Source organism: Streptomyces sp. NPDC086989, assembly GCF_044745505.1.
Taxonomy (GTDB): domain Bacteria; phylum Actinomycetota; class Actinomycetes; order Streptomycetales; family Streptomycetaceae; genus Streptomyces.
Genome location: NZ_JBIVAL010000007.1, coordinates 418818 through 440819, shown reverse-complemented (window position 1 = coordinate 440819; position 22002 = coordinate 418818). Strand labels below are relative to the sequence as shown.

The 22002-nt window shown below is 72.4% G+C and carries 19 protein-coding genes; 7 read left to right on the top strand and 12 right to left on the bottom strand.

Annotation, left to right across the window (positions count from 1 at the left end):
• Positions 1 to 28: 28 nt before the first annotated feature.
• On the bottom strand, positions 29 to 703 hold the full coding sequence (locus ACIPK4_RS19950) for a PAS domain-containing protein (RefSeq protein ID WP_402314289.1): 675 nt from the start codon (positions 701 to 703) through the stop codon (positions 29 to 31).
• Between the two features lie 152 nt (positions 704 to 855).
• Between ACIPK4_RS19950 and ACIPK4_RS19945 the strand changes: the two genes are divergently transcribed.
• On the top strand, positions 856 to 4119 hold the full coding sequence (locus tag ACIPK4_RS19945) for a bifunctional cytochrome P450/NADPH--P450 reductase (protein WP_402314287.1): 3264 nt from the start codon (positions 856 to 858) through the stop codon (positions 4117 to 4119).
• Here ACIPK4_RS19945 and ACIPK4_RS19940 read toward each other — a convergent pair.
• Positions 4104 to 6605, bottom strand: coding sequence for a SpoIIE family protein phosphatase (locus tag ACIPK4_RS19940; protein WP_402314285.1), 2502 nt, complete (start codon positions 6603 to 6605; stop codon positions 4104 to 4106). The two genes, ACIPK4_RS19945 and ACIPK4_RS19940, sit on opposite strands and share 16 nt — an antisense overlap.
• Before the next feature lie 356 nt (positions 6606 to 6961).
• Between ACIPK4_RS19940 and ACIPK4_RS19935 the strand changes: the two genes are divergently transcribed.
• The gene (locus tag ACIPK4_RS19935; RefSeq protein WP_402314282.1) at positions 6962 to 7177 is read left to right on the top strand and encodes a DUF6243 family protein; all 216 of its coding nucleotides are present in this window, start codon (positions 6962 to 6964) and stop codon (positions 7175 to 7177) included.
• Positions 7178 to 7202: 25 nt separating this feature from the next.
• Here the strand turns inward: ACIPK4_RS19935 and ACIPK4_RS19930 are convergent, their stop codons facing one another.
• From ACIPK4_RS19930 to ACIPK4_RS19910, 5 genes are all read right to left on the bottom strand, one after another.
• Positions 7203 to 8231, bottom strand: coding sequence for an iron-containing redox enzyme family protein (locus tag ACIPK4_RS19930; RefSeq protein WP_402314280.1), 1029 nt, complete (start codon positions 8229 to 8231; stop codon positions 7203 to 7205).
• The gene (locus tag ACIPK4_RS19925) at positions 8231 to 8488 is read right to left on the bottom strand and encodes a CDGSH iron-sulfur domain-containing protein (RefSeq protein ID WP_402314278.1); all 258 of its coding nucleotides are present in this window, start codon (positions 8486 to 8488) and stop codon (positions 8231 to 8233) included. Before ACIPK4_RS19925 ends, ACIPK4_RS19930 begins: the two co-directional genes overlap by 1 nt.
• Positions 8472 to 9164, bottom strand: coding sequence for a HemK2/MTQ2 family protein methyltransferase (locus tag ACIPK4_RS19920; RefSeq protein ID WP_402314276.1), 693 nt, complete (start codon positions 9162 to 9164; stop codon positions 8472 to 8474). Before ACIPK4_RS19920 ends, ACIPK4_RS19925 begins: the two co-directional genes overlap by 17 nt.
• A gap of 159 nt (positions 9165 to 9323) precedes the next feature.
• Positions 9324 to 9719 carry an ATP-binding protein gene (locus ACIPK4_RS19915; RefSeq protein ID WP_402314274.1) on the bottom strand — a complete coding sequence of 132 codons (396 nt, stop codon included), beginning with the start codon at positions 9717 to 9719 and terminating at the stop codon, positions 9324 to 9326.
• Positions 9720 to 10005: 286 nt separating this feature from the next.
• Complete coding sequence (locus tag ACIPK4_RS19910; RefSeq protein ID WP_402314272.1) at positions 10006 to 10272, bottom strand: DUF5133 domain-containing protein; 267 nt, start codon at positions 10270 to 10272, stop codon at positions 10006 to 10008.
• A gap of 182 nt (positions 10273 to 10454) precedes the next feature.
• Between ACIPK4_RS19910 and ACIPK4_RS19905 the strand changes: the two genes are divergently transcribed.
• The 4 genes from ACIPK4_RS19905 to ACIPK4_RS19890 all read left to right on the top strand — a co-directional run bounded on the left by ACIPK4_RS19905 (position 10455) and on the right by ACIPK4_RS19890 (position 14486).
• Positions 10455 to 10733 (top strand): GlsB/YeaQ/YmgE family stress response membrane protein, encoded by a 279-nt coding sequence (locus tag ACIPK4_RS19905; protein WP_376194449.1) that lies wholly within the window; start codon positions 10455 to 10457, stop codon positions 10731 to 10733.
• Between the two features lie 171 nt (positions 10734 to 10904).
• The gene (locus tag ACIPK4_RS19900; RefSeq protein ID WP_402314270.1) at positions 10905 to 11795 is read left to right on the top strand and encodes an SDR family oxidoreductase; all 891 of its coding nucleotides are present in this window, start codon (positions 10905 to 10907) and stop codon (positions 11793 to 11795) included.
• 99 nt (positions 11796 to 11894) lie between these two features.
• Positions 11895 to 13100, top strand: a complete 1206-nt coding sequence (locus ACIPK4_RS19895) for an amidohydrolase (RefSeq protein WP_402314268.1) — start codon at positions 11895 to 11897, stop codon at positions 13098 to 13100.
• Between the two features lie 129 nt (positions 13101 to 13229).
• Complete coding sequence (locus ACIPK4_RS19890) at positions 13230 to 14486, top strand: cytochrome P450 (protein ID WP_402314266.1); 1257 nt, start codon at positions 13230 to 13232, stop codon at positions 14484 to 14486.
• 142 nt (positions 14487 to 14628) lie between these two features.
• On the opposite strand, the gene ACIPK4_RS19885 is transcribed toward ACIPK4_RS19890, so the two are convergent.
• Entirely contained in the window at positions 14629 to 15744 is a 1116-nt protein-coding gene (locus ACIPK4_RS19885; protein ID WP_402314264.1) for a glutamate--cysteine ligase, read from the bottom strand.
• Positions 15745 to 15947: 203 nt separating this feature from the next.
• Here ACIPK4_RS19885 and ACIPK4_RS19880 point away from each other — a divergent pair, with 203 nt between their 5' ends.
• Complete coding sequence (locus tag ACIPK4_RS19880; RefSeq protein ID WP_402314262.1) at positions 15948 to 17072, top strand: aromatic acid exporter family protein; 1125 nt, start codon at positions 15948 to 15950, stop codon at positions 17070 to 17072.
• A gap of 78 nt (positions 17073 to 17150) precedes the next feature.
• On the opposite strand, the gene ACIPK4_RS19875 is transcribed toward ACIPK4_RS19880, so the two are convergent.
• The 4 genes from ACIPK4_RS19875 to ACIPK4_RS19860 all read right to left on the bottom strand — a co-directional run bounded on the left by ACIPK4_RS19875 (position 17151) and on the right by ACIPK4_RS19860 (position 21855).
• Positions 17151 to 18431: a peptide ligase PGM1-related protein gene (locus tag ACIPK4_RS19875; protein ID WP_402314260.1), complete on the bottom strand. Its 1281-nt coding sequence runs from the start codon at positions 18429 to 18431 to the stop codon at positions 17151 to 17153.
• 115 nt (positions 18432 to 18546) lie between these two features.
• Positions 18547 to 18762, bottom strand: coding sequence for a hypothetical protein (locus ACIPK4_RS19870; protein WP_063789546.1), 216 nt, complete (start codon positions 18760 to 18762; stop codon positions 18547 to 18549).
• Between the two features lie 92 nt (positions 18763 to 18854).
• Positions 18855 to 19100, bottom strand: a complete 246-nt coding sequence (locus ACIPK4_RS19865) for a DUF5133 domain-containing protein (RefSeq protein ID WP_054227854.1) — start codon at positions 19098 to 19100, stop codon at positions 18855 to 18857.
• 127 nt (positions 19101 to 19227) lie between these two features.
• Positions 19228 to 21855, bottom strand: a complete 2628-nt coding sequence (locus ACIPK4_RS19860) for an RICIN domain-containing protein (protein ID WP_402314258.1) — start codon at positions 21853 to 21855, stop codon at positions 19228 to 19230.
• Positions 21856 to 22002 lie beyond the last annotated feature (147 nt).

The following is a 22002-nucleotide window of genomic DNA, read 5'->3' as shown; positions in this document are numbered from 1 at the left end:
GTGCGCGGCACGGCGCGCAGACGGTGCCTCAGGGCCGCTCCGGACCGGCCGCACCCGCCACGCGCGGAGGCCACGCCGCGGGGTCCAGCAGGCCCAGGACGTAGGCGCGGGCGATCAGAGCGGGGCGGTTGGGCACGCCGAGCCGTCGGCAGAGGCGGGTCACGTGGTAGTTGACCCCGTCGACGGTGAGACCCACCTCGCGGGCGATGGCCGATCCCGACGCCCCCGCCGCGACGAGCGGCAGGATCCGCGCCTCCTGGGGGCCCAGGCCGTCGGCCGGGTACTGCGGCGGCGGCTCGGGCCGGTCTGCGCCCGCCTCCTCGGTCAGCGAGACGAGCAGGCGGGGGACGTCGTCCTGCGGGTCGGAGACCGGTTCGACGGTGACGCGGCCGTGCCGGGCCGCCCCCCGGACCTGCCAGCTCACCTCGACCGGGTAGCGGGACCTGCGGCGCGAGCGCAGGGCCTCGTCCAGCCTGAGCAACTGCCGGTCGTTGGTCGGAGTGAGGAGGTCGAGGAGTCGGCGGCCTTCCAGTTTTCCCGGTTGCAGCTGCCATGCGGAGGCGAACGCGGGGTTCGCCCCGAGGATCAGGCCGTACGCGTCGCTGATCGCCAGCGCAACGGGCGCCCTGTCGAACAGGCTGACGAAGCGTGACCGCCAGGCCGCCGCCGCTTCGCCCAGCGCAGGCCGTGCCGGCTGTGCCACGCCCTCTCCCTCTGCCACGGCCGACTGCCCCCGATCAAGGCCCGCTGCGGACATCACCCCTACAAGAATAGGTAGTCGTCGTCCGCCGTCGCCCCGGCGGCCGCGTCACTGTGGACACGACACGGCTGACGTGACCAGAAGAGGCAGACGCCATGAACGAACCGCACACCACCGGCCCCGGACCCCTGGACGACGACGCTGCGCACCTGCCGGTCGTCGACGTGAGCGGGCCGGGGCTGACGAGCACCCCGCTGCAGACGGCCATGGGGCACGCCCGCCGGCTCGGTCCGGTCTTCGTCCAGCGCTTCCACGATCGGGAGACCGTGTTCGTGAGTGCGGCGGAGCTGGTGGAGGAACTCTCCGACGAGCGGCGCTTCGCCAAGGGCATCGGTCCGGCGCTCGAGAACGTACGCGAGGTCGCCGCCGACGGACTGTTCACCGCGTACAACGACGAGCCCAACTGGGCCAAGGCGCACGACATCCTGCTCCCGGCCTTCGCCCTCACCTCGATGCGCACCTACCACCCGCACATGCTGCGGGTCGCGAAGCGGCTCATCGGCTCCTGGGACGCGCGGTTCGCCGCGGGCTCCGATGTCTCGACCCCGGTGGACGTCGCCGAGGACATGACCCGGATGACCCTCGACACCATCGGGCTGTCCGGCTTCGGCTACGACTTCGCGTCCTTCGAACGTGAGCAGCCGCACCCGTTCGTCCGGGCACTGGTGCGGGCCCTCGCCCACAGCCAGGCCAAGCTCGGCCGGGTGCCCGGCGCGGACCACGCCGCCGAGGACGCGGCGTTCGCCGAGGACGCCGCCTACCTGGCCAGGGTCGTCGACGAGGTGATCGAGCGGCGCAAGGCGTCGGGGGACACCTCGACGGACGATCTGCTGGGCCTGATGCTGGGCTCCCCGCACCCCCGGTCGGGCGAGGTGCTCGACGAGGCGAACATCAGGAACCAGGTGATCACGTTCCTGATCGCGGGCCACGAGACGACGTCGGGCGCCCTTTCGTTCGCGCTGTACCACCTCATGAAGAACCCGGCCGTACTGCACCTGGCCCAGGCCGAGACCGACGCCCTGTGGGGTGACGACCCGGACCCCGAGCCCGCCTTCGAGGACATCGGCAGGCTGCGCTACGTGCGCCAGGTCCTCAACGAGACGCTGCGGCTGTGGCCGACGGCCGCCGCGTTCGCACGCGAGGCGCGCGCCGACACCGTGATCGGGGGCCGCCACCCGGTCAAGGCGGGGCAGCGGATGCTGGTGCTGACCCCGATGCTGCACCGCGACCCGGTGTGGGGCGACAACGTCGAGGAGTTCGACCCGGACCGGTTCTCCGCCGAGGCGGAGGCGGCCCGTTCCCCACACGCGTACAAGCCGTTCGGCACCGGGGAACGGGCCTGCATCGGACGGCAGTTCGCCCTCCACGAGGCGACGATGCTGCTGGGCATGCTGGTGCACCGTTACCGCTTCCTCGACCGGGGGCGCTACGAGCTGCGCATCAAGGAGACGCTCACGCTCAAGCCCGACGGCTTCACGCTGACCCTGGGCCGGCGCAGCCCGGCCGACCGCTCCCGCAACCGCGCGGGCCTCGCGGCGGTCCTCCCGGCCGGCCACGGGGAGAACACGCAGGCGCCCGCCGCGGGGCCCGCCCCCACCCGGGCCCTTCCCGGTACGACGCTGACGCTGCTGTACGGATCCAACTTCGGCACCTGCCGCACGTACGCGCAGGACCTGGCCGAGACGGCGGCGGAGCTGGGCTTCGGGACGCGTGTCGCGCCACTCGACGACCACCGTGACGGCGGACTGCCCACGGACGGGCCGCTGGTCGTCGTCGCCGCGTCGTACAACGGACGGCCCACCGACGACGCGGCCGGATTCGTCTCCTGGCTGACGCAGGCGGCCCCCGGTGCCGCGGAAGGCGTGCACTACGCCGTCCTGGGTGTCGGGGACCGCAACTGGTCCGCCACCTACCAGCAGGTACCCGCGCTCATCGACGGCCGCCTCGCCTCGGCGGGTGCCGTACGCCTGATGGACCGTGCCGAGGCCGACGCCTCCGGGGACCTCGCGGGAGCGGTACGCGGCTTCACCGCTGGCCTGTGCCGCACGCTGCTGGAGCGCTACGGCGACCCGGCGTCCGTGGCCGCGTCCCGGGCGGAGGATGCCACCGGCCCGGCGTACGACGTCGTCGAGATCACGGGTGGGCCGCTCGACGCACTGGCCCGGCGGTACGACCTCCAGCCGATGACGGTGACGCACACCGGGGACCTCGCCGACCTCGGCCACCCGGCCGGCAGGTCGAAGCGCTTCCTGCGCGTCGCTCTTCCCGAAGGGGTCCGCTACCGCACCGCCGACCACCTCGCCGTCCTCCCGGCCAACGACCCCGGGCAGGTGGAGCGGGCGGCCCGGGTCCTGGGCGTGGACCCGGACTCGGTGCTGACCGTCCGTACCCACCGCCCCGGCCGGACCGCCCTGCCGTTGGACCGCCCCGTCGCCGTGCGCGAACTGCTCTCCCGGTACGTCGAGCTGCAGGCCCCGGCGACCGCCGAGCAGGCGGCCGTCCTCGCCGTGCACAACCCGTGCCCGCCGGAGAGGGCCGCGCTGGAACGGATCGCTGCGGCCGCGGCCGCGGGGGCCGACGGGGCCCGCCCGGGCAGCCTCGTGGACCTCGTCGAGGAGCACCCCGCGCTCCGGGGCCGGCTGCCGTGGCCCGTCCTGCTGGAACTGCTGGAGCCCCTGCGGCCCCGCCACTACTCCATCTCCTCGTCCCCGTCGGCAGGTCCGGGGCAGGCAGACCTGATGATCTCCCTCCTGGAAGCCCCCCACCGCTCGGGCCGGGACGGCGTGTTCCGCGGAGTGGGCTCTTCGTACCTGCACCGGGTGCGTCCCGGGGACACGGTCCTCGCCCGGGTGCAACCGTGCCGGGAGGCCTTCCGCATTCCGCACGACGGGCGGACGCCGGTCATCATGATCGGCGCGGGTACCGGGCTCGCTCCGTTCCGCGGAGCGATCGCCGACCGTCGTGCACTGCGCGCGTCGGGAGCCGAACTGGCGCCCGCGCTGTGCTACTTCGGCTGCGACCACCCTGACGTGGACTACCTCCACCGGGCGGAGCTGGAGGACGCCGACCGCGAGGGCGCCGTGTCCATGCGACCCGCCTTCTCGCTGGCACCGCAGGGCGAGGTCCGGTTCGTACAGCACCGGATCAAGGCGGAGGGTGAGGAGGTCTGGCGGCTGACCGAGGCGGGCGCCCGCATCCACGTCTGCGGGGACGGCTCCCGCATGGCCCCGGGGGTCCGCGAGGCCTTCCGGCAGCTGTACGTCCGCTACAGCGGGAAGGACGGTTCGGCGGCCTCGGAGTGGCTCCGGGGGCTGGTGGCGGAGGGCCGCTACGTGGAGGACGTCTACGTGGGCGGCTGACGGGCCGTCCCGTCGAGCGCACGGTCCGCCACGGCCGCGGAGTGCCCCTCCGTGGCCGTGGCCAGGGGGAACTCCGTCCAGACGGTCTTGCCGCGCCGGGTGTAACGGGCGCCCCATCGTTCGGTGAGCTGGGCCACCAGGAAGAGGCCGCGGCCGCCCTCGTCGGTGGTGCGCGCCCGTCGCAGGTGCGGAGCCGTGCTGCTGCTGTCGGAGACCTCGCAGATCAGGCTGCGGTCGCGGATGAGCCGCAGGGTCACCGGCGTGCCGCCGCCGTACCGGTAGGCGTTGGTGACCAGTTCGCTGACGACCAGTTCGGCGGTGAAGGCCAGCTCTCCCAGGCCCCACCCGGTCAGGGTGGTCTCCGTCAGGTGCCGCGCCCGGCCGGCTGCGGCCGGCTCGGCGGCCAGCTCCCAGAAGGCGACGTGCTCCGGCGCCAGCACGCGGGTGCGGGCGAGGAGCAGTGCGACGTCGTCCGGTGGGTGATCCGGCAACAGGGCGTTCTGCACCGCCGTGCACGTCTCCTCCAGCGAGCGGCCGGGCCCGGTCAGGGCCCCTCGCAGTCGCTCGATCTCCTCGTCGAGGTCGAAGCCACGGGCCTCGACCAGACCGTCCGTGTACAGCGCCAGCAGACTTCCCTCGGCGAGTTCCAGTTCGGCGGATTCGAAGGGGAGGCCACCCAGCCCCAGCGGCGGCCCCTCGGGCAGGTCGGGCAGGCTCACCGTACCGTCGGGGGCCACCAGCGCGGGGGGCAGATGACCCGCCCGGGCCAGGGTGCAGCGCCGGGAGATGGGGTCGTAGACCGCGTAGAGGCACGTCGCGCCCACGATCTGACCGGCCCGCGTGCGGCCGTCTCCAGGCGCCTGCTCAGCCGCCAGGCGGCTGACCAGGTCGTCCAGGTGGGAGAGGACCTCGTCCGGAGCGTAGTCGAGGCCCGCCAGGGTGTGCACGGCCGTGCGCAGGCGGCCCATGGTGGCCGCGGCGTGCAGGCCGTGGCCCACGACTTCGCCGACGACGAGGGCGACGCGGGCTCCGGAGAGCGGGATGACGTCGAACCAGTCGCCGCCGACGCCGGTGGCGGCATCGGCCGGCAGATAGAGGTGAGCGACCTCGACCGCACTGTATTCGGGCAACTCCTGCGGCAGCAGGCTGCGCTGCAAGGTCACCGCGGCCTGGTGCTGCTGGGTGTAGCGGCGGGCGTTGTCGATGCACACGGCGGCGCGCGCGGCGAACTCCTCCGCCAGTGTGAGGTCGTCCTCCTCGAACGGCTCGGGCCGCTCGGCCCGCCACAGGCTGAGCAGGCCGAGGAGCAGACCGCGGGCCGTCAGTGGTACGACGATCAGTGAGTGGGCGTTCAGTTCGAAGGCGCGCCGTGTGCGCTCCGGATCCTGGAAGTACCAGCCGGGGCTGCTGCGGAGCTCCGCTTCGAGGATGGGCTGCTGCTCGGCGAGACACCTGGCCTGCGGCGTACGGGGGTCGAAGTGGAAGACCTCTCCCGCGGGGTACATCACCCCCAGCGCCTCCGCCATGACCGAGTGGACGGCCATCCTGCGGACCGGTCCGCTCGCCTCCTCGGCGCTCTCGTCGCCTCGGGCGACCGACTCCAGCAGATCCACCGAGACGGCGTCCGCGAGGTCGGGGACGGCGACGTCGGCCAGCTCCCGGGTGGTCCGGCCGAGGTCCAGTGTGGTTCCGATGCGGGCGCTCGCCCGGTTGAGGAGCGCGAGCCGCCGCCGGGCCCGGTAGCGGTCGGTGACGTCTTCCACCTGTTGGGTGACTCCGAGGATCCCGCCGGAGGGGTCCTCCATCCGGAACGCGGACACCGACACCACCCGCTCGTGATCGGGGTCGCTCCTCAGGCGGCAGGGCTGCTCGGTGAAGATCAGGGGGGCGCCCGTCTCCAGCACCCTGCGCAGCCGGCTTTCGATGGTCTTCAGATCCGGGCCGATGAGGAAGTCGCCGATGGTCCGGCTCCGGATCTCCGCCGCGGAGAGTTGCGTGTACCGGGCCAGCGCCCGGTTGATCCGCAGGATGCGCAGGTCGGGGGCGTGGACGGACAGACCGATCGGAGAGCGCCGGAACAGACCGTCGAGGACGGACCGGTCCGTCTCCCACTGGAGCACCTCCTTGGCCGGGGCGGCGACGAGGAACCACTCGCGGGCCGGGCCGTCGCGGATCACGGCGCGGACGCGGAGACCCACCTCCACCCGTCGCCCGCTGCGGTGCATGACGGGCAGGACGCCGGACCAGCCCCGGTCGCGCTCGCACGCGGCAGCTGCGGCCCGGACCGCCTCATGGTCACGAGGGTCGGACAACGACTCCAGGGCCGTGCGGCCGAGCACCTCGTCGGGCGGGTAGCCGAGGAGCTCCTGTGCGCGCTCGCTCCAGCCGACGACGCGGCCGTGGCCGTCCAGAACCGCCGAGGCGGAGTTGTGCAGTGCGAACGGGTCCTCGGGCACCTCACCCGGCCCCGTCGCCGGTGCGTCCATCGCTGCCACCCTTCGACCTGCTCGCCCTGCCGAACGGACCGCACAGCCGCATGACCGCGGCGACCACCCGGAGTGACCGGGGACCAGAGGTCGAGCGGTCGGAGCAGTCGGCTCACCTTCAGTATCGCCGCGCCGCCGTGGGTCGGCAGAAGCTGATCCCCCGGGTGGCGACAGGGCTGGTGGGCGGGGGCGAGGGAACCGGGTACCGTCTTTGTCATGTTCTTCCCAGAGGCCGATTCACGCGTGAGGGCGTGTATGGGCCCCTGCCGGCGTCCTTCGGCGTCGCCGCCCGTCCCGTCGCCGCCCGTGTCCCGCCGATGAATCCGTAGCCTTCACACCATGACCCGGGAGAACCCGTGACCGACAGCAAGAACATCAACAACCCCGTGGGCCAGGGCGGCGGCCAGCGCAAGAAGCTGTCCCGCGCCGAACGGCAGAACAACGGCCCGCACCGCAACCTGGACCGCCAGGGTGCGGCCGACAGGAAGGCGGAGCTGGTGCGCAAGATGCGCGAGAAGGCACGCGCCGCCGAGGCCACCGGGCAGACCGGCGAGGACACCGCACAGAGCTGACGCACGGCCGCCGCACGGCGGCACCCTAAGGCAGCGGTCTGCGCAAGGCAGTCCCTCCCCGGCTCCACGCGCGGCGGATGTGGTCGGCCAGCCGGTCTTCCAGCAGAACCGTCGAGGCGCAGCCGAAGGCCACGTCAGCCTCCAGGGCGGGCTCCTCGGTGACGAGTCCGCCGATGACCTCGCGGCGTACGACCTGTTCGTGGACGGCGTCGGCCTCGACGTGCTCAGCGTAGAAGTGCTCGGCGGCGGGTCCGGCTCCGGAGCGCCGCATCGCCTTGGCCAGCCGCCTCGACCCGGGTGACGAGGTGACCTCGACGCATGCGAAGTGGCCGACGAGTGCGCCGCGCAGGGAGCGGTGCAGGCCGAAGAGGGACATCAGGTTCACGGTCGCGAGGAGGGGCGCGGGCGCATGGTCCAGGTAGCGGCCGTAGGAGGGGTCGAGGCCGAGGTCGGTCATGAGGTCCGCGAAGAGCTGCGCGTGGATGCGGTCGGCGCGGCCGGCGCCGAACTCGTCGTACTCGATGGCGACCATGGCGGCCTTGGCCCGCCCGGTGAGCCGGGGGATGACCCAGGCGTGCGGGTCCGCCTCCTTGAGGTGGTAGAGGGAGCGCAGCGCCGCGTACTCGCGCAACTGCCAGAGCTCCCCCTCCGTCGCCAGGTGGTGGCTCAGGCTGCCGGAGAGGTCGGCGGGCTCGACGAGCAGCGGGGCGAAGGCCTCCTCGACCGTTCGGGGCGCATCGGCCAGCTCGCTGCGCAGGGCGTCCAGGAAACGCTCTTCCATCGCCTGGCGCAGCCGGAGCAGGTCCGGGTCCCACTCGCGTGCGTCGTCCACGCCGTCGAAGCCGCGGTAGTGCAGCTCGTAGAGGAGGTAGAGGGCGAGCTGGAGGTCCTCACCCCAGGGGTCGGCCGCCGGTACGGCCCCCGGGGCGTACCGCGGCAGTCCCCCGGACCGCAGGGCGTCCGACACGGCGCCGGACAACTCGCCGCGCCCCTCCACCAGACGGGGGCTCCGGCCGTCTGCCGGGGCGACCGGGTCCGGGCTGAGAGGGTGCATCACGGGTTCCTGTCCTCAGGCGGCGGTGTGGTTCGCTCGCGGCGGCGGTGGCTGGTGTCGCACCAGGGATACGTACGGCTGCGACGGCATGTGCAGATGGCGACCGTGAAGCGGTCGGAGCGCGCGACCGTGCCATCGTCCAGGACGATGTCGACCGGGCCCTCGATGAGGACGGGCCCCTGCGGGTCCACGGACACGCGGCGGGCGGGCCTCACCCCGTAGGCCGGGCAAGGGCTGTCGTCAGGGGTTCTGGGCACGGATGACCACCAGCTCTTCCCACTCTTCGGCCTCGCTCGCCAGGCCTCGCCGCTCCAGCCAGATCCGCCGCGAGCGCAGGACCGGTCCCCAGGGAACGGACGCCTTCGCCGTGACCTGCGCGGACAGCCCGGCCCCGGCCAGCCGGTCCACGGTCTCCTCGGCCCCGCACATGCCGGAGTGCACCATCAGCAGAGCGCCGCCTGGACGCAGCAGGGCGGAAGCGGTCACGCAGATCCGGTCGATCACGAGGCGTCCGTCCGGGCCGGCGTCCCACGCGCGCTGCGGCCCCCGCGAGGGCAGTGTCACAGCCGGAGCGGGCACGTACGGCGGGTTCGCCAAGATCAGGTCGAAGCGCCGGCCGACGGTACGGGCCCTGAAGTCGCCGTGCAGGACGCGCAGGGGGAGCCGGTGGAGCACGGCGTTCACACGCGCTGACATGACGGCCGGCCAGGAGACGTCCACCGCCGTGACCGAGGCGCCTCTGCGAGCGGCGTGCAGGGCGAGCGCGCCGGTCCCGGTGCCGATCTCGAGGACGCTGGTGCGGGGCCCCAGCTCCTCACGGGCGAGTGCCGCGGCGAGCAGGTGGGTGTCCGCCTGCGGGCGGTAGACGCTCGGCAGGGCGACGAGGCCGTCGGCGAGAGTTCCCAAGGTGAGGGCCTGGGCCGTACTGGACACGCGTACCTCCCGGGATCGCGGCGCCCGTAAGGCCGCTTCGTGGACGTCATACGGCGGCTGCCCAGGGTGGGCGGCCTCATGCAGCGTTCCGGCGATCTTCGGACCATCGAAACCTCGCCGTGCTCACGGCAGCGGCGGCCTGGCCCTGTGCCACCGGGCCTACCAGGGGGCGCGGGCGCAGATGGTCTTGCCGCCGTCCGGGGTGGGTTCGATGTGCACCTCGGTGGTCAGGTGGTTGATCAGTTGCCACCCCCACCCGCCGGTCCCGTCGAGGTGGGGCGGGCGCGGCTCGGGCGGGTCGGGACTGGTGTCGGTGACACGGATGTCGATGTGGTCACCGTTCAGTTCCAGGTGCAGCAATGCGGGCCCACGGGTATGGCGCATGGCATTGGCCACCAGCTCGCCCACGATCAGGAGCACGGCGTCGTCGTTCCCCGGCGCGGCGGGCGGCCGGATGCGCGCGGCATGGTGGAGGAAGGCGCGGGTGGCGTCGCGCGCCGACGTCGTGGGCTGTCCGCTGCGGGACAGGGACCGATCGAGCACGGGTGCGTCCATACGTCCTCCTTCCACCGGGCTCTACCACGCACCTGCCCGCTCCGGGGAGGAGAAACCCGGCAAAAACCCCCGGTGGTGCTCCCGGCCAGGCGTCGGCTCAGAGTTCGCGCGGCGGCTTCCGGATGGCGGCCCGTACCAGTCCCAGCACAGAACGGTTGCGTCGTCTCTCGGCGGGACGGAGCTGCACGGTGGGCGCGCCTACGGCGGCAGGGCGTACCGGCCCGCCGGGGGCCGGTACGGGCACCGGCCCGCCGGGGGCCGGTACGGCGGGGGCCGGTACGGCGGACTATCCCGCCGTACCGCTCAAGGTCCGACCGTCCTGGGCCGCCACCCCCGGGTCGCACACGTCAGCGAGCCATGCCGTGTTCAGCTGCTCCCGCGCCACGGCCAGCGCTGCGTCGATGTCCCGCGTCCCGGTCGAGACGCACAGCGTGTAGACCACGTCCTCCATGTGCTGGCGCACAGGTCCATGAGGAGCTGCGGCCCGGAGCGCCGACTCCCTCTCGTACTCCTCCACCAGACGTGTCAGCACCGCGGGGTGAGTCATCAACACGATCTCGCTCCTTCACGCACGTCGAGTCACGGCCGGCCGGCCGCCCCCGGCGTGCCGCATGCCCCGGCACGGGCGCCCCAACCGCGACGCGCTGAGCGCGTTCGAAAGGCACGTTTGAAACCAAGAGACGCGTGAAGAAGCGACGTAACCCAGGCCCCACCTCACGAAGCAGGAGACACATCATGGGCATCATCGCGTGGATTCTCATCGGTCTGTTCGCCGGCCTCATCGCCAAGGCGATCATGCCGGGCAAGGACCCGGGCGGCATCATCATCACCATGCTCATCGGCATCGCCGGGGGACTCCTCGGCGGCTGGCTCGGCAAGGTCATCTTCGGCGTCGACTCCATCGACGGCTTCTTCGACCTCTCCACCTGGATCGCGGCCATCATCGGCTCCGTCATACTCCTGGCCCTGTACCGCCTGGCCGTCGGAAGCCGGCACTCCCACCGGCATGCCTGATTGCGGCTGCGGCGTGTGGGCGTAGACGCCCATCGCCTTTCCATGACCGTTCAGGCCGCATGCGCAGGGCCGGCCGCCACTGCCAGATGGCGGCCGGGTGCGGATGCGCACACCATGACCGGTGACGTGACGCCCCCTGATCCGCCCGACGAGGGCACCTAGGGAGATCCCATGCCTCAGCAAGAGCCCCAGGGCCCCGACCCGGTGACACTCCACCCGCGCCCGCCCTTTCCCGACCAGGAGCAGGACCATCCCGGCTCCACGGAGCGGATGGAGCCTCGACCCGACCACGGCGAGGACTCCTACCAGGGTCACGACGCACTGCTCGAACGGGCGGCGGTCGTCACCGGCGGCGATTCCGGCATCGGCCGGGCCGTCTGTCTGGCGTTCGCCCGCGAGGGTGCGGACGTCGTCTTCACCCATCTCCCCGAAGAGGCGGACGAGGCGGACGAGACGGCGCGCCTGATCCGGGCGGCGGGCCGCAAGGCCGTACCGGTCGCATGTGACATCCGGGACGAGGAGCAGTGCGAGGCCCTGATCGACCGGGCCGTGCAGGAACTCGGGCGCATCGACCTCCTCGTCAACAACGCTGCCTATCAGATGTCCCAGCCCGACGGGATCGAGGCGATCACCACGGAGCAGTTCGACCGGGTGATGAAGACCAACCTGTACGGGATGTTCTGGCTGACCCGTAAAGCCCTGGAACACATGCCGCGTGGCGGCTCGATCGTCAACACCACCTCCGTGCAGGGCTACCAGCCGAGCCCGCACCTCCTCGACTACGCGATGACGAAGTCGGCGATCATCTCCTTCACCCACGGACTGGCCCAGATGCTCGCCGAGCGCGGCATCCGCGTCAACGCAGTCGCACCCGGGCCCGTATGGACGCCGCTGATCCCCGCGACCATGCCCGACGCGACGAAGTTCGGCGAGCAGTCACCCCTGGGCCGGCCCGCCCAGCCCGCCGAGATGGCGCCCGCCTACGTGTTCCTGGCTTCGCCGCAGGCGAGCTACATCACGGGGGAGATCGTCAACGCCACCGGCGGCACACCCCTGCCCTGACCACTTCGCCGGCAGCGCACCACGTGCGCTCCGTCGCCCCGTCAGGATGCAGGGGGTGTAGGGGGTGTTCCCCGATTCGCCATGGCCAGAGGAGACGACATGGGCGACGTGGGCGATCCGTCCGAGGGTCTGTACGGGCGACTGCGGCGGGAGTGCGTCCACCGGGCGGACGATCTGTGGGCCGTCAGCCGCGCCCTGCACGCGGATCCCGAGCTCGCCTACGAGGAGCATCGTGCGGCCGGCCTGCTCACCGACGTCCTGCGGCGCGAGGGATTCGTCGTGGAGAGGGGCACGGCCGGCCTCGACACGGCCTTCGTCGCCCGCGCGGGAAGCGGGCGGGGACGCTGCGTGGCACTGCTGTTGGAGTACGACGCGCTGCCCGGCCTGGGACATGCGTGCGGACACAACCTGATCGCCGCGGCCGGACTGGGGGCCGCACTGGCGTTGCGCAGCGTACGGGGGGAGGAGTTCGAGGGCACCGTGCTCGCCGTGGGGACACCCGCGGAGGAGCGGGGCGGGGGCAAGGTCGCCCTGGCCGAAGCGGGTGTCTTCGACGGTGTGGACGCTGCGCTGATGTTCCACCCCGGCGTGCACGACTGGTCCTGGGCGCCGCTGACCGCGCAGACCCAGGTCCGCGTGGGCTTTCACGGCCGGGCAGCACATCCGACGGGCGATCCCACCCGGGGAATCGATGCCCTGGCCGCCCTCATCCAGCTGTTCAACACCGCCGCCGTGATGAGCAGGCGGTTGCCGTCCGGGGCACACGTCCAGGGGATCGTCACCGACGGCGGCAGCGCGACCAACATCGTGCCGGCTTTCGCCGAAGGCCTGTTCGGCCTGCGTGCGGCCACGAGCACCGCCCTCGATGCGCTGGTGGCCGAGATCGGCACCTGGGCGGAAGGCGTGGCGACCGCGACCGGCACCACGGTGGAGGTGACCCGCGCGGGCAAGGGTTACGCCCACTTCCGGGACAACGACGTGCTCTCGGACCGGTTCGGCGTGCACATTGCACACTCGGGAATCCGGCTCACCCAGCCTGTCGGCGGGGTGTTCCTGGGCTCGTCCGACATCGGCGACGTCAGCAGCCGGGTCCCTTCCATCCATCCCTTCGTCGCCATCCTGGGCGACGAGGCATCGGACCACACCCCCGCCTTCGCGCGCGCCGCCGCCTCGCAGCGGGGCCGCGAGGTGATGCTGGCGGCCGCCGAAGCCCTGGCCTGCACGGCGGCCGACGTCCTGACCGACCCCGGCATCACCGCCCGGGCCTGGGCCCGCCACCGGGAGAAGGCGGCGGCCGGCCTCTGATTCCCGGGATACGCCGCCTCGCGCCGCTGTCTCGCCCCGCGTTCGACGCATACGGCCACGTTCGACCACGCACGAGTGACACCGGGCTGTCGCACGCGTGCCCCGGGCCGTGCCGGGTACGCGCGCTCCATGCCCACCTCCAAGAAAGTCAACGCCGCCCCATGGAACGACAGCACGCTCGCACTCCTGGTGCACGGATACGCGTGGCTGCCCGACCGGATGCGCGGCAGCCTCGACGGCACGGTCCGGACACGCCTGATGGGTCGGCCCGCGATCGCCCTGCGCGGCCCGGACGCGGTCAGCTTCTTCTACGACGAGAAGCACGTCGTACGCACCGCGGCCCTGCCCGACCCGGTCCTGGACACCCTCTTCGGTCAGGGAGCCGTCCACACCCTCGACGCAGACGTGCACCTGGTGCGCAAGGCGATGTTCATCGCCCTCCTCAAGGACGGCGCCGGGGTCGCCGCGCTGGGCGAGTCCGTCACCCGGCGGTGGCGCGAAGCGATGGCCGATCGGCAGCAGGACCGCGTGGTGCTCTTCGACGAGGCCGCCAGGGTCCTCGCACTCGCCGTCCGCGACTGGGCGGGCGTCCCGCTCTCCGACGCGGCGGCCGCCGGCCTGGCCCGCGACTGCACGTCCATGGTCGACGGATTCGCCACCCCCGGCCCCCGCCACCTGCGCGCCCGCCGGGCACGGCGCCGCCAGGAGGACGCCCTCGCCGGCCTCATCACCGATGTGCGCACCACCCCCGAGGCGGACTCCACGGGTTCGGCACTGGAGGCGGTGGCCTGGCACCGCGACCTGGACGGAACCCTTCTGGACCCCCGTACCGCCGCGGTCGAGCTCCTGAACATCATCCGCCCCACGGTCGCCATCGCCTGGTTCGCGGCGTTCGCCGCCCACGCACTGCACCGGTGGCCCCATCACCGCGGCGCCTTGCGGGCCGGCACCGCAGGCTCGTACGCCGAGGCGTTCGCCCACGAGGTACGGCGCTTCTACCCCTTCGCGCCCTTCGTGGCGGGCCTCGCGGCACAGGACCTGACCTGGCAGGGGGCACACGTTCCCCAGGGCGCACTGGTACTGCTCGACCTGTACGGCCAGAACCACGATCCGGCTCTGTGGGAGGATCCGTACCGGTTCGACCCGCGCCGGTTCACCGGCCCCGAGGGACCGAAGGACTCGCTGGACGACCTCGTGCCCCAAGGCGGCGGGGACCCGGCGAGCGGCCACCGCTGCCCCGGAGAGGACATCACCGTCACCGCACTCGCGGCCATCGCGACGGAACTGGCGCGGCTCGACTACGAAGTCCCCGACCAGGACCTCGGGATCCCTCTGTCCCGCATGCCCACGCTCCCCCGAAGCGGCTTCGTACTCCGCCTGAGGTGAGCGGCCGGGGCCTGCACCGGTCGCCCCGGCGTCCGCCGGGGCGACCGGGAGCACTACGGCCCCCGGCCGGATGTCCCGGGCGGCGCTCTCGCGTTCGCGGCGGCCCCACGGACAGGGGTCCTGCCCGAGCCGCCGCAGCGCCTCACGGCTTGATCGTCACCTCCGCACACCGGGTGACGACGGATGCGAGTTCGTGCCCGTCGGCGTGCAGCCGGCGCTGCGTGCGGGCGCCGTTGCCCCGCTCGTGCAGGTGCGCGATGGCTTCCCGGACCCGCTCGTCATCGCCCTGATCCTTCAACGCCTCCCGCACGTGCCGGTACAACGCATCGATCGCGTCCTCGGCAGACGTCTCCCTCATGGTCTCGGGGTGCAGCAGGGGTCCGTCCAGGCCGGAGCGTCCGGCCCGCCAGGACGCCAGTCGCAGCAGACTCGTACCGATCCTGGCAGGAGGCCGCCCGTCCTGCCAGGCGCGGGCCGCCGTCTCGACCAGGCCACGGATGAGGGCGGCGAGCAGGACCGGCGTGGTGGCGTCCAGGCATACGTCGGCCACCCGGACCTCCACGGTGGGGTAGGCGGCCGACAGCCGGGCGTCGAAGTAGATCATGCCCTCGTCGCGCAGCACTCCGGTGTCGAGCATCGCGCGGACCTGCTCGTGGTAGCGGTCGGCGGAGCCGAAGACGTCCACCGGCCCGGCGGACGGCCACCGGTTCCACACCCGGCTGCGGTAACTCCCGTACCCGCTGTCCTCGCCCTGCCAGAAGGGCGAGTTGGCGCTGATCGCCGTCAGGACGGCCAGCCAGGGCCTGATGCGGTCCAGGACGGCGACGCCCTCCTCGTCCGACGCGACCGACACGTGGACGTGGCATCCGCAGGTCAGCTGCTCCTGCGCGGTCAGGCCGAACTGCTCGCCCAGCCACCGGTAGCGCGGCCCGGCGTTCAGCGACGGCTTGACGGGCAGCGGGGATGTCGCGACCGCCGCCACCACGGCGCCGGCGCTCGCCGCGTGGTGGGCCGCCTCCCGGCGGATGCGGACGATCTCCTCTTGCAGCTCACCCATCTCGGTGACGGGTTTCGTGGCGAACTCCAGCTGCTCCTTCTGCAGTTCCTTCTCGAACTCGTGGTCCCGTCGACCGTTCGTGGCGGAGCGCTGCCAGGCCGAGCGCTCCGCGGCCGCCAGCACGGCCCCCGACACAGCGAGCGGTGCACCACTGTCCGCGTCCACGAGCAGCAGCTCCTCTTCCACTCCTACGCTTCGCATGTCGCCGCCTGTGGATCGAACCGTCAGATGCCGCGAACCTGCCCCGCCTCCCCTCGGCCATGCCGCCGCCCCGAGCGTTCTCCCCGGTGGAGGCCTCCGGCGCCAGAAGGTTCCCGTCGGTCCGAGCGTCGAGCTCCATCACCGGGGCAGGCGCGCACCGGAGGTGGTCGAACTTGCCCCGAAGGGTGGTTACGGTGCGGAGGATGTGGTCGGCGGTCGCGGAGCGGGCCGACTATCTGCGTCGCGCGGCGCGAGGAGCCGGGGCCGAGCGGGACGAGGTCCTGCTCGGTGCCAAGACCGTGGTCGCGGCGATGGCGGCGTGGGTCCTGGCCCGCCACCTGCTGCCTCCCGCGGTGTCGACGTTCGCGCCGTTCACCGCGCTGGTGGCACTGCAGGCCACCGTGTACCGCTCGGTGCGCGTCTGCGTCCAGTACGTGCTGGCCATGGCAGCGGGAGCCACGCTCGCCGCATCCCTGGCGGCTTCGGCGGGCGTCCACGGGTGGACGTTCGGCTTCCTCACCCTGGTCGCCCTCTGCATCGGCAGGATCCGGCGCTTCGGGCAGCAGGGCACCCAGGTGGCCGTCGTCGGCTTCTTCGCGTTCTCCTCCGGACAGGGACAGATCGCCTACATCGGCCACCTGGTCGCCTCCGTGGGCATCGGCGCGCTCTGCGGCCTCGCCGCGCATCTCGTTCTCGCCCCCGCCCGCCACACCCACCGTCGCCGGCAAGCCGTCACCGACCTCTACACCACCATGGCCCAGCGCCTCGACGACCTCGCCGACACCCTGGAGGCAGGCGATCCCGACCGGGACCACCTGCGCCAGTGGCGACGCGACTGGCACGGGCTGTCCGCCGAATGCGAGCGCATCCGCCACGCCATCGACACCGAGATCGAAAACGGCCGCATGAACCCCCGCCGGACCATCGGCGGCGCCGGTGAGGCCCTCCCCCGCGCCCGGGAAGCGGTCACCGTCGCCGAACGCGGGATGGACCACCTGCGCTCCATGACCCGAACCGTGGACTACGCCCTCGACAGTGGAGAGCTGGGGAATCTGCCGGCCACCTTCCGGACCCGCTTCAGCGCTGTCCTGCGCGCCGTGGCCACCGCGCGGGAGGAGATCGGCCGGGCCTCCCCGACGGACGCGGACCGGCTCGACGCGGAGATCGACGGGGCAGCCGCAGATCTTGAGCGGGTGCAGTGGCGGGAGCGGACCTCCCCGGGAGCCTCCCCGGCCGTACACGCCGTGCAGGGCACGCTCCTCACGGATGCCGGCCGCCTCCTGGTTGATCTCCGGTCGGGCTGGCAGAGCGTCGCCCGTACGTCGTAGGCCTCGACGATCGGCTTCGTCGCCCGGCCCAAGGGCGGTAGCGGCCGCGGGTACCGCTGGTAGCGGGCCGGCCGGGGGTCAGCCAGCCTCGAATCCAAGGACCTCGGCCACGGCGGTTTCCAGCTCCTCCACGTCCCCGGCACTCCCGGCGATCACCGCGTACCGCCAGGAACGGCCGTCGGGCGGCGCGTCCGCGTACAGCACCACGCCCTCACCGCGATCCGGATCGAAGGCGAGGCGGGAGGCGCGCAGTCGGCCAAGGGCCCCTGTGAAGTCCATGGGGTTGCGCGTCCAGCCCTTCGCCACCGCCCACGCCGGGGGCGGCGCGGCCGATCCCGCGGTCAGCCGGGTGACCATGGCGTGGGGTGTGGTGGTGGCCGTACGGCGGATGTTGCTCTCACTCGCGTACGCGACGCCGGCCGTGTCCACCAGGGCGTCGAGCCCGAAGGGCCCGGCGTAGCCGTGGTCGGCCAGGTGGCGGCCCAGGGCCGTTCCCCACTCCTCCAGTTCCGCGGCCACGTGCGCCCGGGACGGCGGCAGCGGGGAGACGTATCCCGTGAAGGAGCCCTGCACCGTGCGCATCGCGCCGGTGAAGAGCGCGCGTGTCCCGGTGGCGGAGACCTCCAGCTGGACACTGACCGATTCGGCGACGTCGAGGCACTCCTCCACCACCCACAGGCCCTCGGGCCCGCCCACCGTGTCGAGCGGCAGGCTCGCCCCGCCCCCGAGGTCGTCGCGGGACACGAAGCGCATTCCGTGCCCTCCCGCCGAACGGTCGGGCTTCACCACGACACGCTCGTGGTCCCTCAGGAGTTCGCGGGCCACGCCTTCGGTCTCCGCGCGAGGACACGTCCGCCCCGCGGGCAGCCGCATGCCCAGTTTCCACGCCGTCTCGCGGAAGCCGGACTTCGTGTTGAGCAGCATGGTCATCCGCAGCGCCGCCTCGGCAGCCTCGACCGTAGGGTACGGGTGCACCGCGATGCCGATGTCCCGGGCGAACTCGATCGCCGACGCGTCCAGCGCCGTCGGCAGCAGCGCCGCACCCTTGTCACCGGCGAGGGCCCGGACCTGCTCGACGAGGCCGGCCTCTCGCACCGCCCGTGCCAGCGGGACGGCTCCGGCAGGGGGCACCTCCACGACCGCCACCGAATCCGGGGGCACCCCCGTCAGGTCGTACACGTACCGCAGGAAGTCACGGCTCAGCGGCACGGGCGTGACGAACACGTCCCCCGGCCGAAGCAGCCACGCCTTCCGCGGCGCCTGCTGGGCCCACGTGGTCAGGATCTGCCCCTCGTCGAGATCCACCGCCAAGTCAGAGAGGAAGTTCGCGAACACGACGAACGGGCCTGTCTCAGTCACTGCGCTGCTCCTCTGGTCGCCGCACGGACCGTCCACGGTCAGCGTGGGATCAACCGCTCGGCCCCCGCCCGGTGCGGCCCCCCACGGGAAGTCGCCACTGGAACATGGAGGCGAGTCAGGGGAACGGTTCCCACGCCTCGGGGCCGGCCCCACGCCACTCCACGAAGTCGGGGTCGGTCAGGTCGACGTCCTCGGCGTTCTCCATCCCGGCAGCGGCGAGGAAGGCCCGGACATCGGCCGGGCGGTGTGCCACTCCGATGGCGACGCCGTCATAGCGGACACGTCGCCAGCCGTGCTGGTCGGGCGGGTAGATGATCAGCTTGGCGGCCATGGGCCCAGCCTCTGCCGCAGCCAGCGGATCGGCACCCCTTCACATCCGAACGGGTGAAGTCCTCTGCCCGCTTGAGGCCCGGCGGCGCCCACTCACGGCTGAACCGACCGGCCGGAGCCCAGCACGGAGTCGTCGAAGGTACCCGTGCCGGGCAGCTGGTGGCGGGCGGCGATGACGGCGGCGTGCACGTCCGTCGTTCCGGTGGACACGCAGAGCGCTCGCTCGACGGCCTCCATCTCCCTGCGCACGGGCGACCCGCCTTCCGCGGCGTCGAGTACCGAGAGCGCCCAGTACCGGTCGAGGAGGCCAGGAAGCACGGCCGGGTGAGCCATCAGCATGGGTGACTGCCTTTCGCCAGCGGATCCGATTCGTGGCCGTCGTCTGCCCTCCCGATCACCGTTGAACCCTCTGGACCCTGGCGGGGCGGCGGGCCGTGGAGCCTGCCGCCCCGCCCGGGCGTCGGGGTCAGGACGGGTCGCCGTACAGGAGTCCGCGTCCGTTGGTGCCGACGTACACGCGGCCGAAGGCGTCGGGGTCGCCGGTGATGACGGCGGTGCCGGCGATGCCGCCCCACTGGTGGGCGTCGTCGTTGACGCGGAGCCAGGTGGCGCCCTTGTCGGTGGAGCGGAAGACTCCGGTGACGTCCTTGACGGTGCCGATCAGGTACAGGGCCTGGTAGGCGGCGCCCGGGGCGGCCTTGCCGAAGCCGAGGGCCGAGGCGGACTTCACCGGGGCGAGCCCGGTGAAGGTGCGGCCGGCGTCAGTGGAATGCAGGAGTCCCTGGCCACCGCCGGCGATCCACAGGTCCCCCGGGACCCCGGGAACGGCCTTGAGCCGGCCGTCCGCGGGCAGGTTGGAGGCCCGGGCGCTGAAGGTCGCCCCGCCGTCGGTGCTGGCGTAGAGCGTGCCGGCGGCCAGGGAGTAGAACGTCCCGGCCGAGGAGCGGTCGGCGACGACGACGGCGTCAGTGCCCAGGCCGCTGACCTTCGACCAGCTCGCTCCCCTGTCGGTCGAGCGGTACGGGGCCTGGCCGGCCTGCGTCCAGATGATGGCCGAGCCGTCGGCGGACAGCGCTACCCGGCCGCTGTCCGCGCCGGCCACCGGTTCTGACGCGAAGCCGTTCCAGCTGCGGCCGCCGTCGGTGGAGTAGGCGCCGTCCTGCGCACCGCCACGGCCGACGCGGACCATCATCGAGGGGTTGGACTGCGCGAAGTCGATGGATGTGCTGTTGCTCATCATCGGGTTCTGCAGTCGCCCGGAGGGCACCTCGGTCAGGGAGTCGTGGCGGAACCCGCCCTGGTCGCCCATGGCCGTGACGACGTGGGCGCCGCCGGGCGGGGCGATCGCGTCCAGCAGTGAGGTCTCCTCCAGCCCGCGGGCCCCCACGCTCCAGTGGCTGGTGCCGCCGTTGTCGGAGGCGTTGGCGTCCTTGCTGCGCAGGATGCCGCTGCCGGTGCCGTACAGCACGTGCCCGGAGTCGAAGGGATCGATGGCCAGGGCGGTCATCCAGTGCCCGGTCCCGGTACCCACGTACGGAGCGGCGGAGGCGTCCCGCACCGACTTTTCGGCCAGTGCCTTCCATGTCGTGCCGCCGTCGGTGGTCCGGTAGATCTCGTCCTGCGGCCACCAGCGGTCGAGGGTGGTGACCATCACCGTGGAGGGCTTGCGCGGGTCGACGGCCAGACCGGAGAACCCGTAGCCGCCCTGGGACGGGGAGATGTTCTTCCACGCCCCGCCGGCAGGCGTGTGCTTCCACACCGAGCCCGCCGTCACGCCGTTGGGGCCGAGTGCGTTGGTGTACGTCAGGTACAGCGAGCCGTCACCGGAGACCACGCCGTGCTGGGGCAGCTGACCGGTGGGCTGCCCGGGGACGGCCTGCCAGGTGCTGCCGCCGTCGGTGGAGCGGTAGAGGGAGGTGGACCTGTCGGCTACGCCGACGTAGACCGTCTTGCTGCCGGCCGGGCCGTACGTCACGAAGGAGATGCCCGCGCCGCTGCTCGCCCCGTCCTTGACGGGGAACGAGGAGACCTGGCTCCATGTCGCGCCGTGGTCGGTGCTGCGCCACAGGCCGTTCTTGCGTGTGCCCAGCAGCAGCGTGCCGTTGTCCGCGGGGTTGATCGCCAGCCGCTCGCCCGCCCCGCGGCCGTCCTCGTTGCCGCCCAGCTTGAACGGCAGGTCGGTGCGCTGGAACGTGCGGCCACGGTCGTTGGAGCGCAGGATCGCGCCGTTACCGGCCCAGTTGTTGGTGTAGGTGCCCGTGGCGAGGTAGAGCCTGTCCGGGTCGACGGGGTCGGTGGCCAGTGAGTCGATGCCCAGCAGGTTCCAGTCCTTCTCGCCGAGCCAGTCGGTCAGCGGGACCCACTGCTCGGCCCCGGTGTCCCAGCGGTAGGCGCCGCCCATGTCGGTACGCGCGTACAGCAGGCCGCTCTCCCGCTGGTTGAACACCAGCCCGGTGACGTAACCGCCGCCCACCACCTGGGCGTTCCGCCACGTGTACGGTCCGGATCCGGACGCCTGGGTCTCGGCCGTCCTCACCAGTTTCCACTGCTGGTTGGTACCACCGTGGCCGCGATACTGGATGACCGCCGCGCCGTCGGCCGTGGAGCCACCGGAGACGTCCAGGACCTGGCCGCTCCTGCGGGAGGTGAGGACGACGGCGTCGGAACCGCTCACGTCGTCGATCCGCCATTGCTGGGAGGTGGAGGAGCTGTCGGTCTGCTGCTCGGCGGCGGCCGCCTGACCTGTCGCGTCGCCCGCCACGCCCAGCACTTTGCCGCTGTTGCGGTTCACCAGCTCGTAATAGCCGTCCCCGGTGGGTCTCAGCCTCCACTGCTGGTTGGCGGTGTTCTGGTCGGTCCACTGCTGGATGCGGGTGCCGTCGGCGGTGGAGAAGGCGTTGACGTCCAGCGCCTTGCCGCTGCGTACGGAAACCAACCGGTAGTAGGCGTCGCCGTCGACCGTCGCCGCCCGCGAGTCCTCCTGTACGAACACGAGGTACGGCACGAGGACGGCGGGCACACCGAGCAGCAGACCGGTCGCGGTCCAGCGACGGCGGTGACGCCCGCGGTGCCCGCCCTGCGTGGGGTTCTTCATGGGGGGTGTTCTCCTTGCGTGCCATCAGAGGAAAGGTGGATCCGGCTACCGGACGACCGGATCCGGCTCCTTGTGGTCACAGGCCCGCCAAAGGGTTGCCTTGAGCCGGTAGCTTTTTTCAAGTCGCCTCGAAGTGCGGGTGGGCGC

Excerpts from the sequence above, each read along its gene's own strand:
- ACIPK4_RS19860 (WP_402314258.1), bottom strand. The coding sequence starts at position 21,855 with ATGAAGAACCCCACGCAGGGCGGGCACCGCGGGCGTCACCGCCGTCGC.
- ACIPK4_RS19940 (WP_402314285.1), bottom strand. The coding sequence starts at position 6,605 with ATGGACGCACCGGCGACGGGGCCGGGTGAGGTGCCCGAGGACCCGTTC.
- ACIPK4_RS19890 (WP_402314266.1), top strand. The coding sequence starts at position 13,230 with ATGCCCACCTCCAAGAAAGTCAACGCCGCCCCATGGAACGACAGCACG.
- ACIPK4_RS19880 (WP_402314262.1), top strand. The coding sequence starts at position 15,948 with ATGTGGTCGGCGGTCGCGGAGCGGGCCGACTATCTGCGTCGCGCGGCG.
- ACIPK4_RS19895 (WP_402314268.1), top strand. The coding sequence starts at position 11,895 with ATGGGCGACGTGGGCGATCCGTCCGAGGGTCTGTACGGGCGACTGCGG.
- ACIPK4_RS19945 (WP_402314287.1), top strand. The coding sequence starts at position 856 with ATGAACGAACCGCACACCACCGGCCCCGGACCCCTGGACGACGACGCT.
- ACIPK4_RS19870 (WP_063789546.1), bottom strand. The coding sequence starts at position 18,762 with ATGGCCGCCAAGCTGATCATCTACCCGCCCGACCAGCACGGCTGGCGA.
- ACIPK4_RS19905 (WP_376194449.1), top strand. The coding sequence starts at position 10,455 with ATGGGCATCATCGCGTGGATTCTCATCGGTCTGTTCGCCGGCCTCATC.
- ACIPK4_RS19930 (WP_402314280.1), bottom strand. The coding sequence starts at position 8,231 with ATGCACCCTCTCAGCCCGGACCCGGTCGCCCCGGCAGACGGCCGGAGC.
- ACIPK4_RS19900 (WP_402314270.1), top strand. The coding sequence starts at position 10,905 with ATGCCTCAGCAAGAGCCCCAGGGCCCCGACCCGGTGACACTCCACCCG.
- ACIPK4_RS19915 (WP_402314274.1), bottom strand. The coding sequence starts at position 9,719 with ATGGACGCACCCGTGCTCGATCGGTCCCTGTCCCGCAGCGGACAGCCC.
- ACIPK4_RS19885 (WP_402314264.1), bottom strand. The coding sequence starts at position 15,744 with ATGCGAAGCGTAGGAGTGGAAGAGGAGCTGCTGCTCGTGGACGCGGAC.
- ACIPK4_RS19865 (WP_054227854.1), bottom strand. The coding sequence starts at position 19,100 with ATGCTGATGGCTCACCCGGCCGTGCTTCCTGGCCTCCTCGACCGGTAC.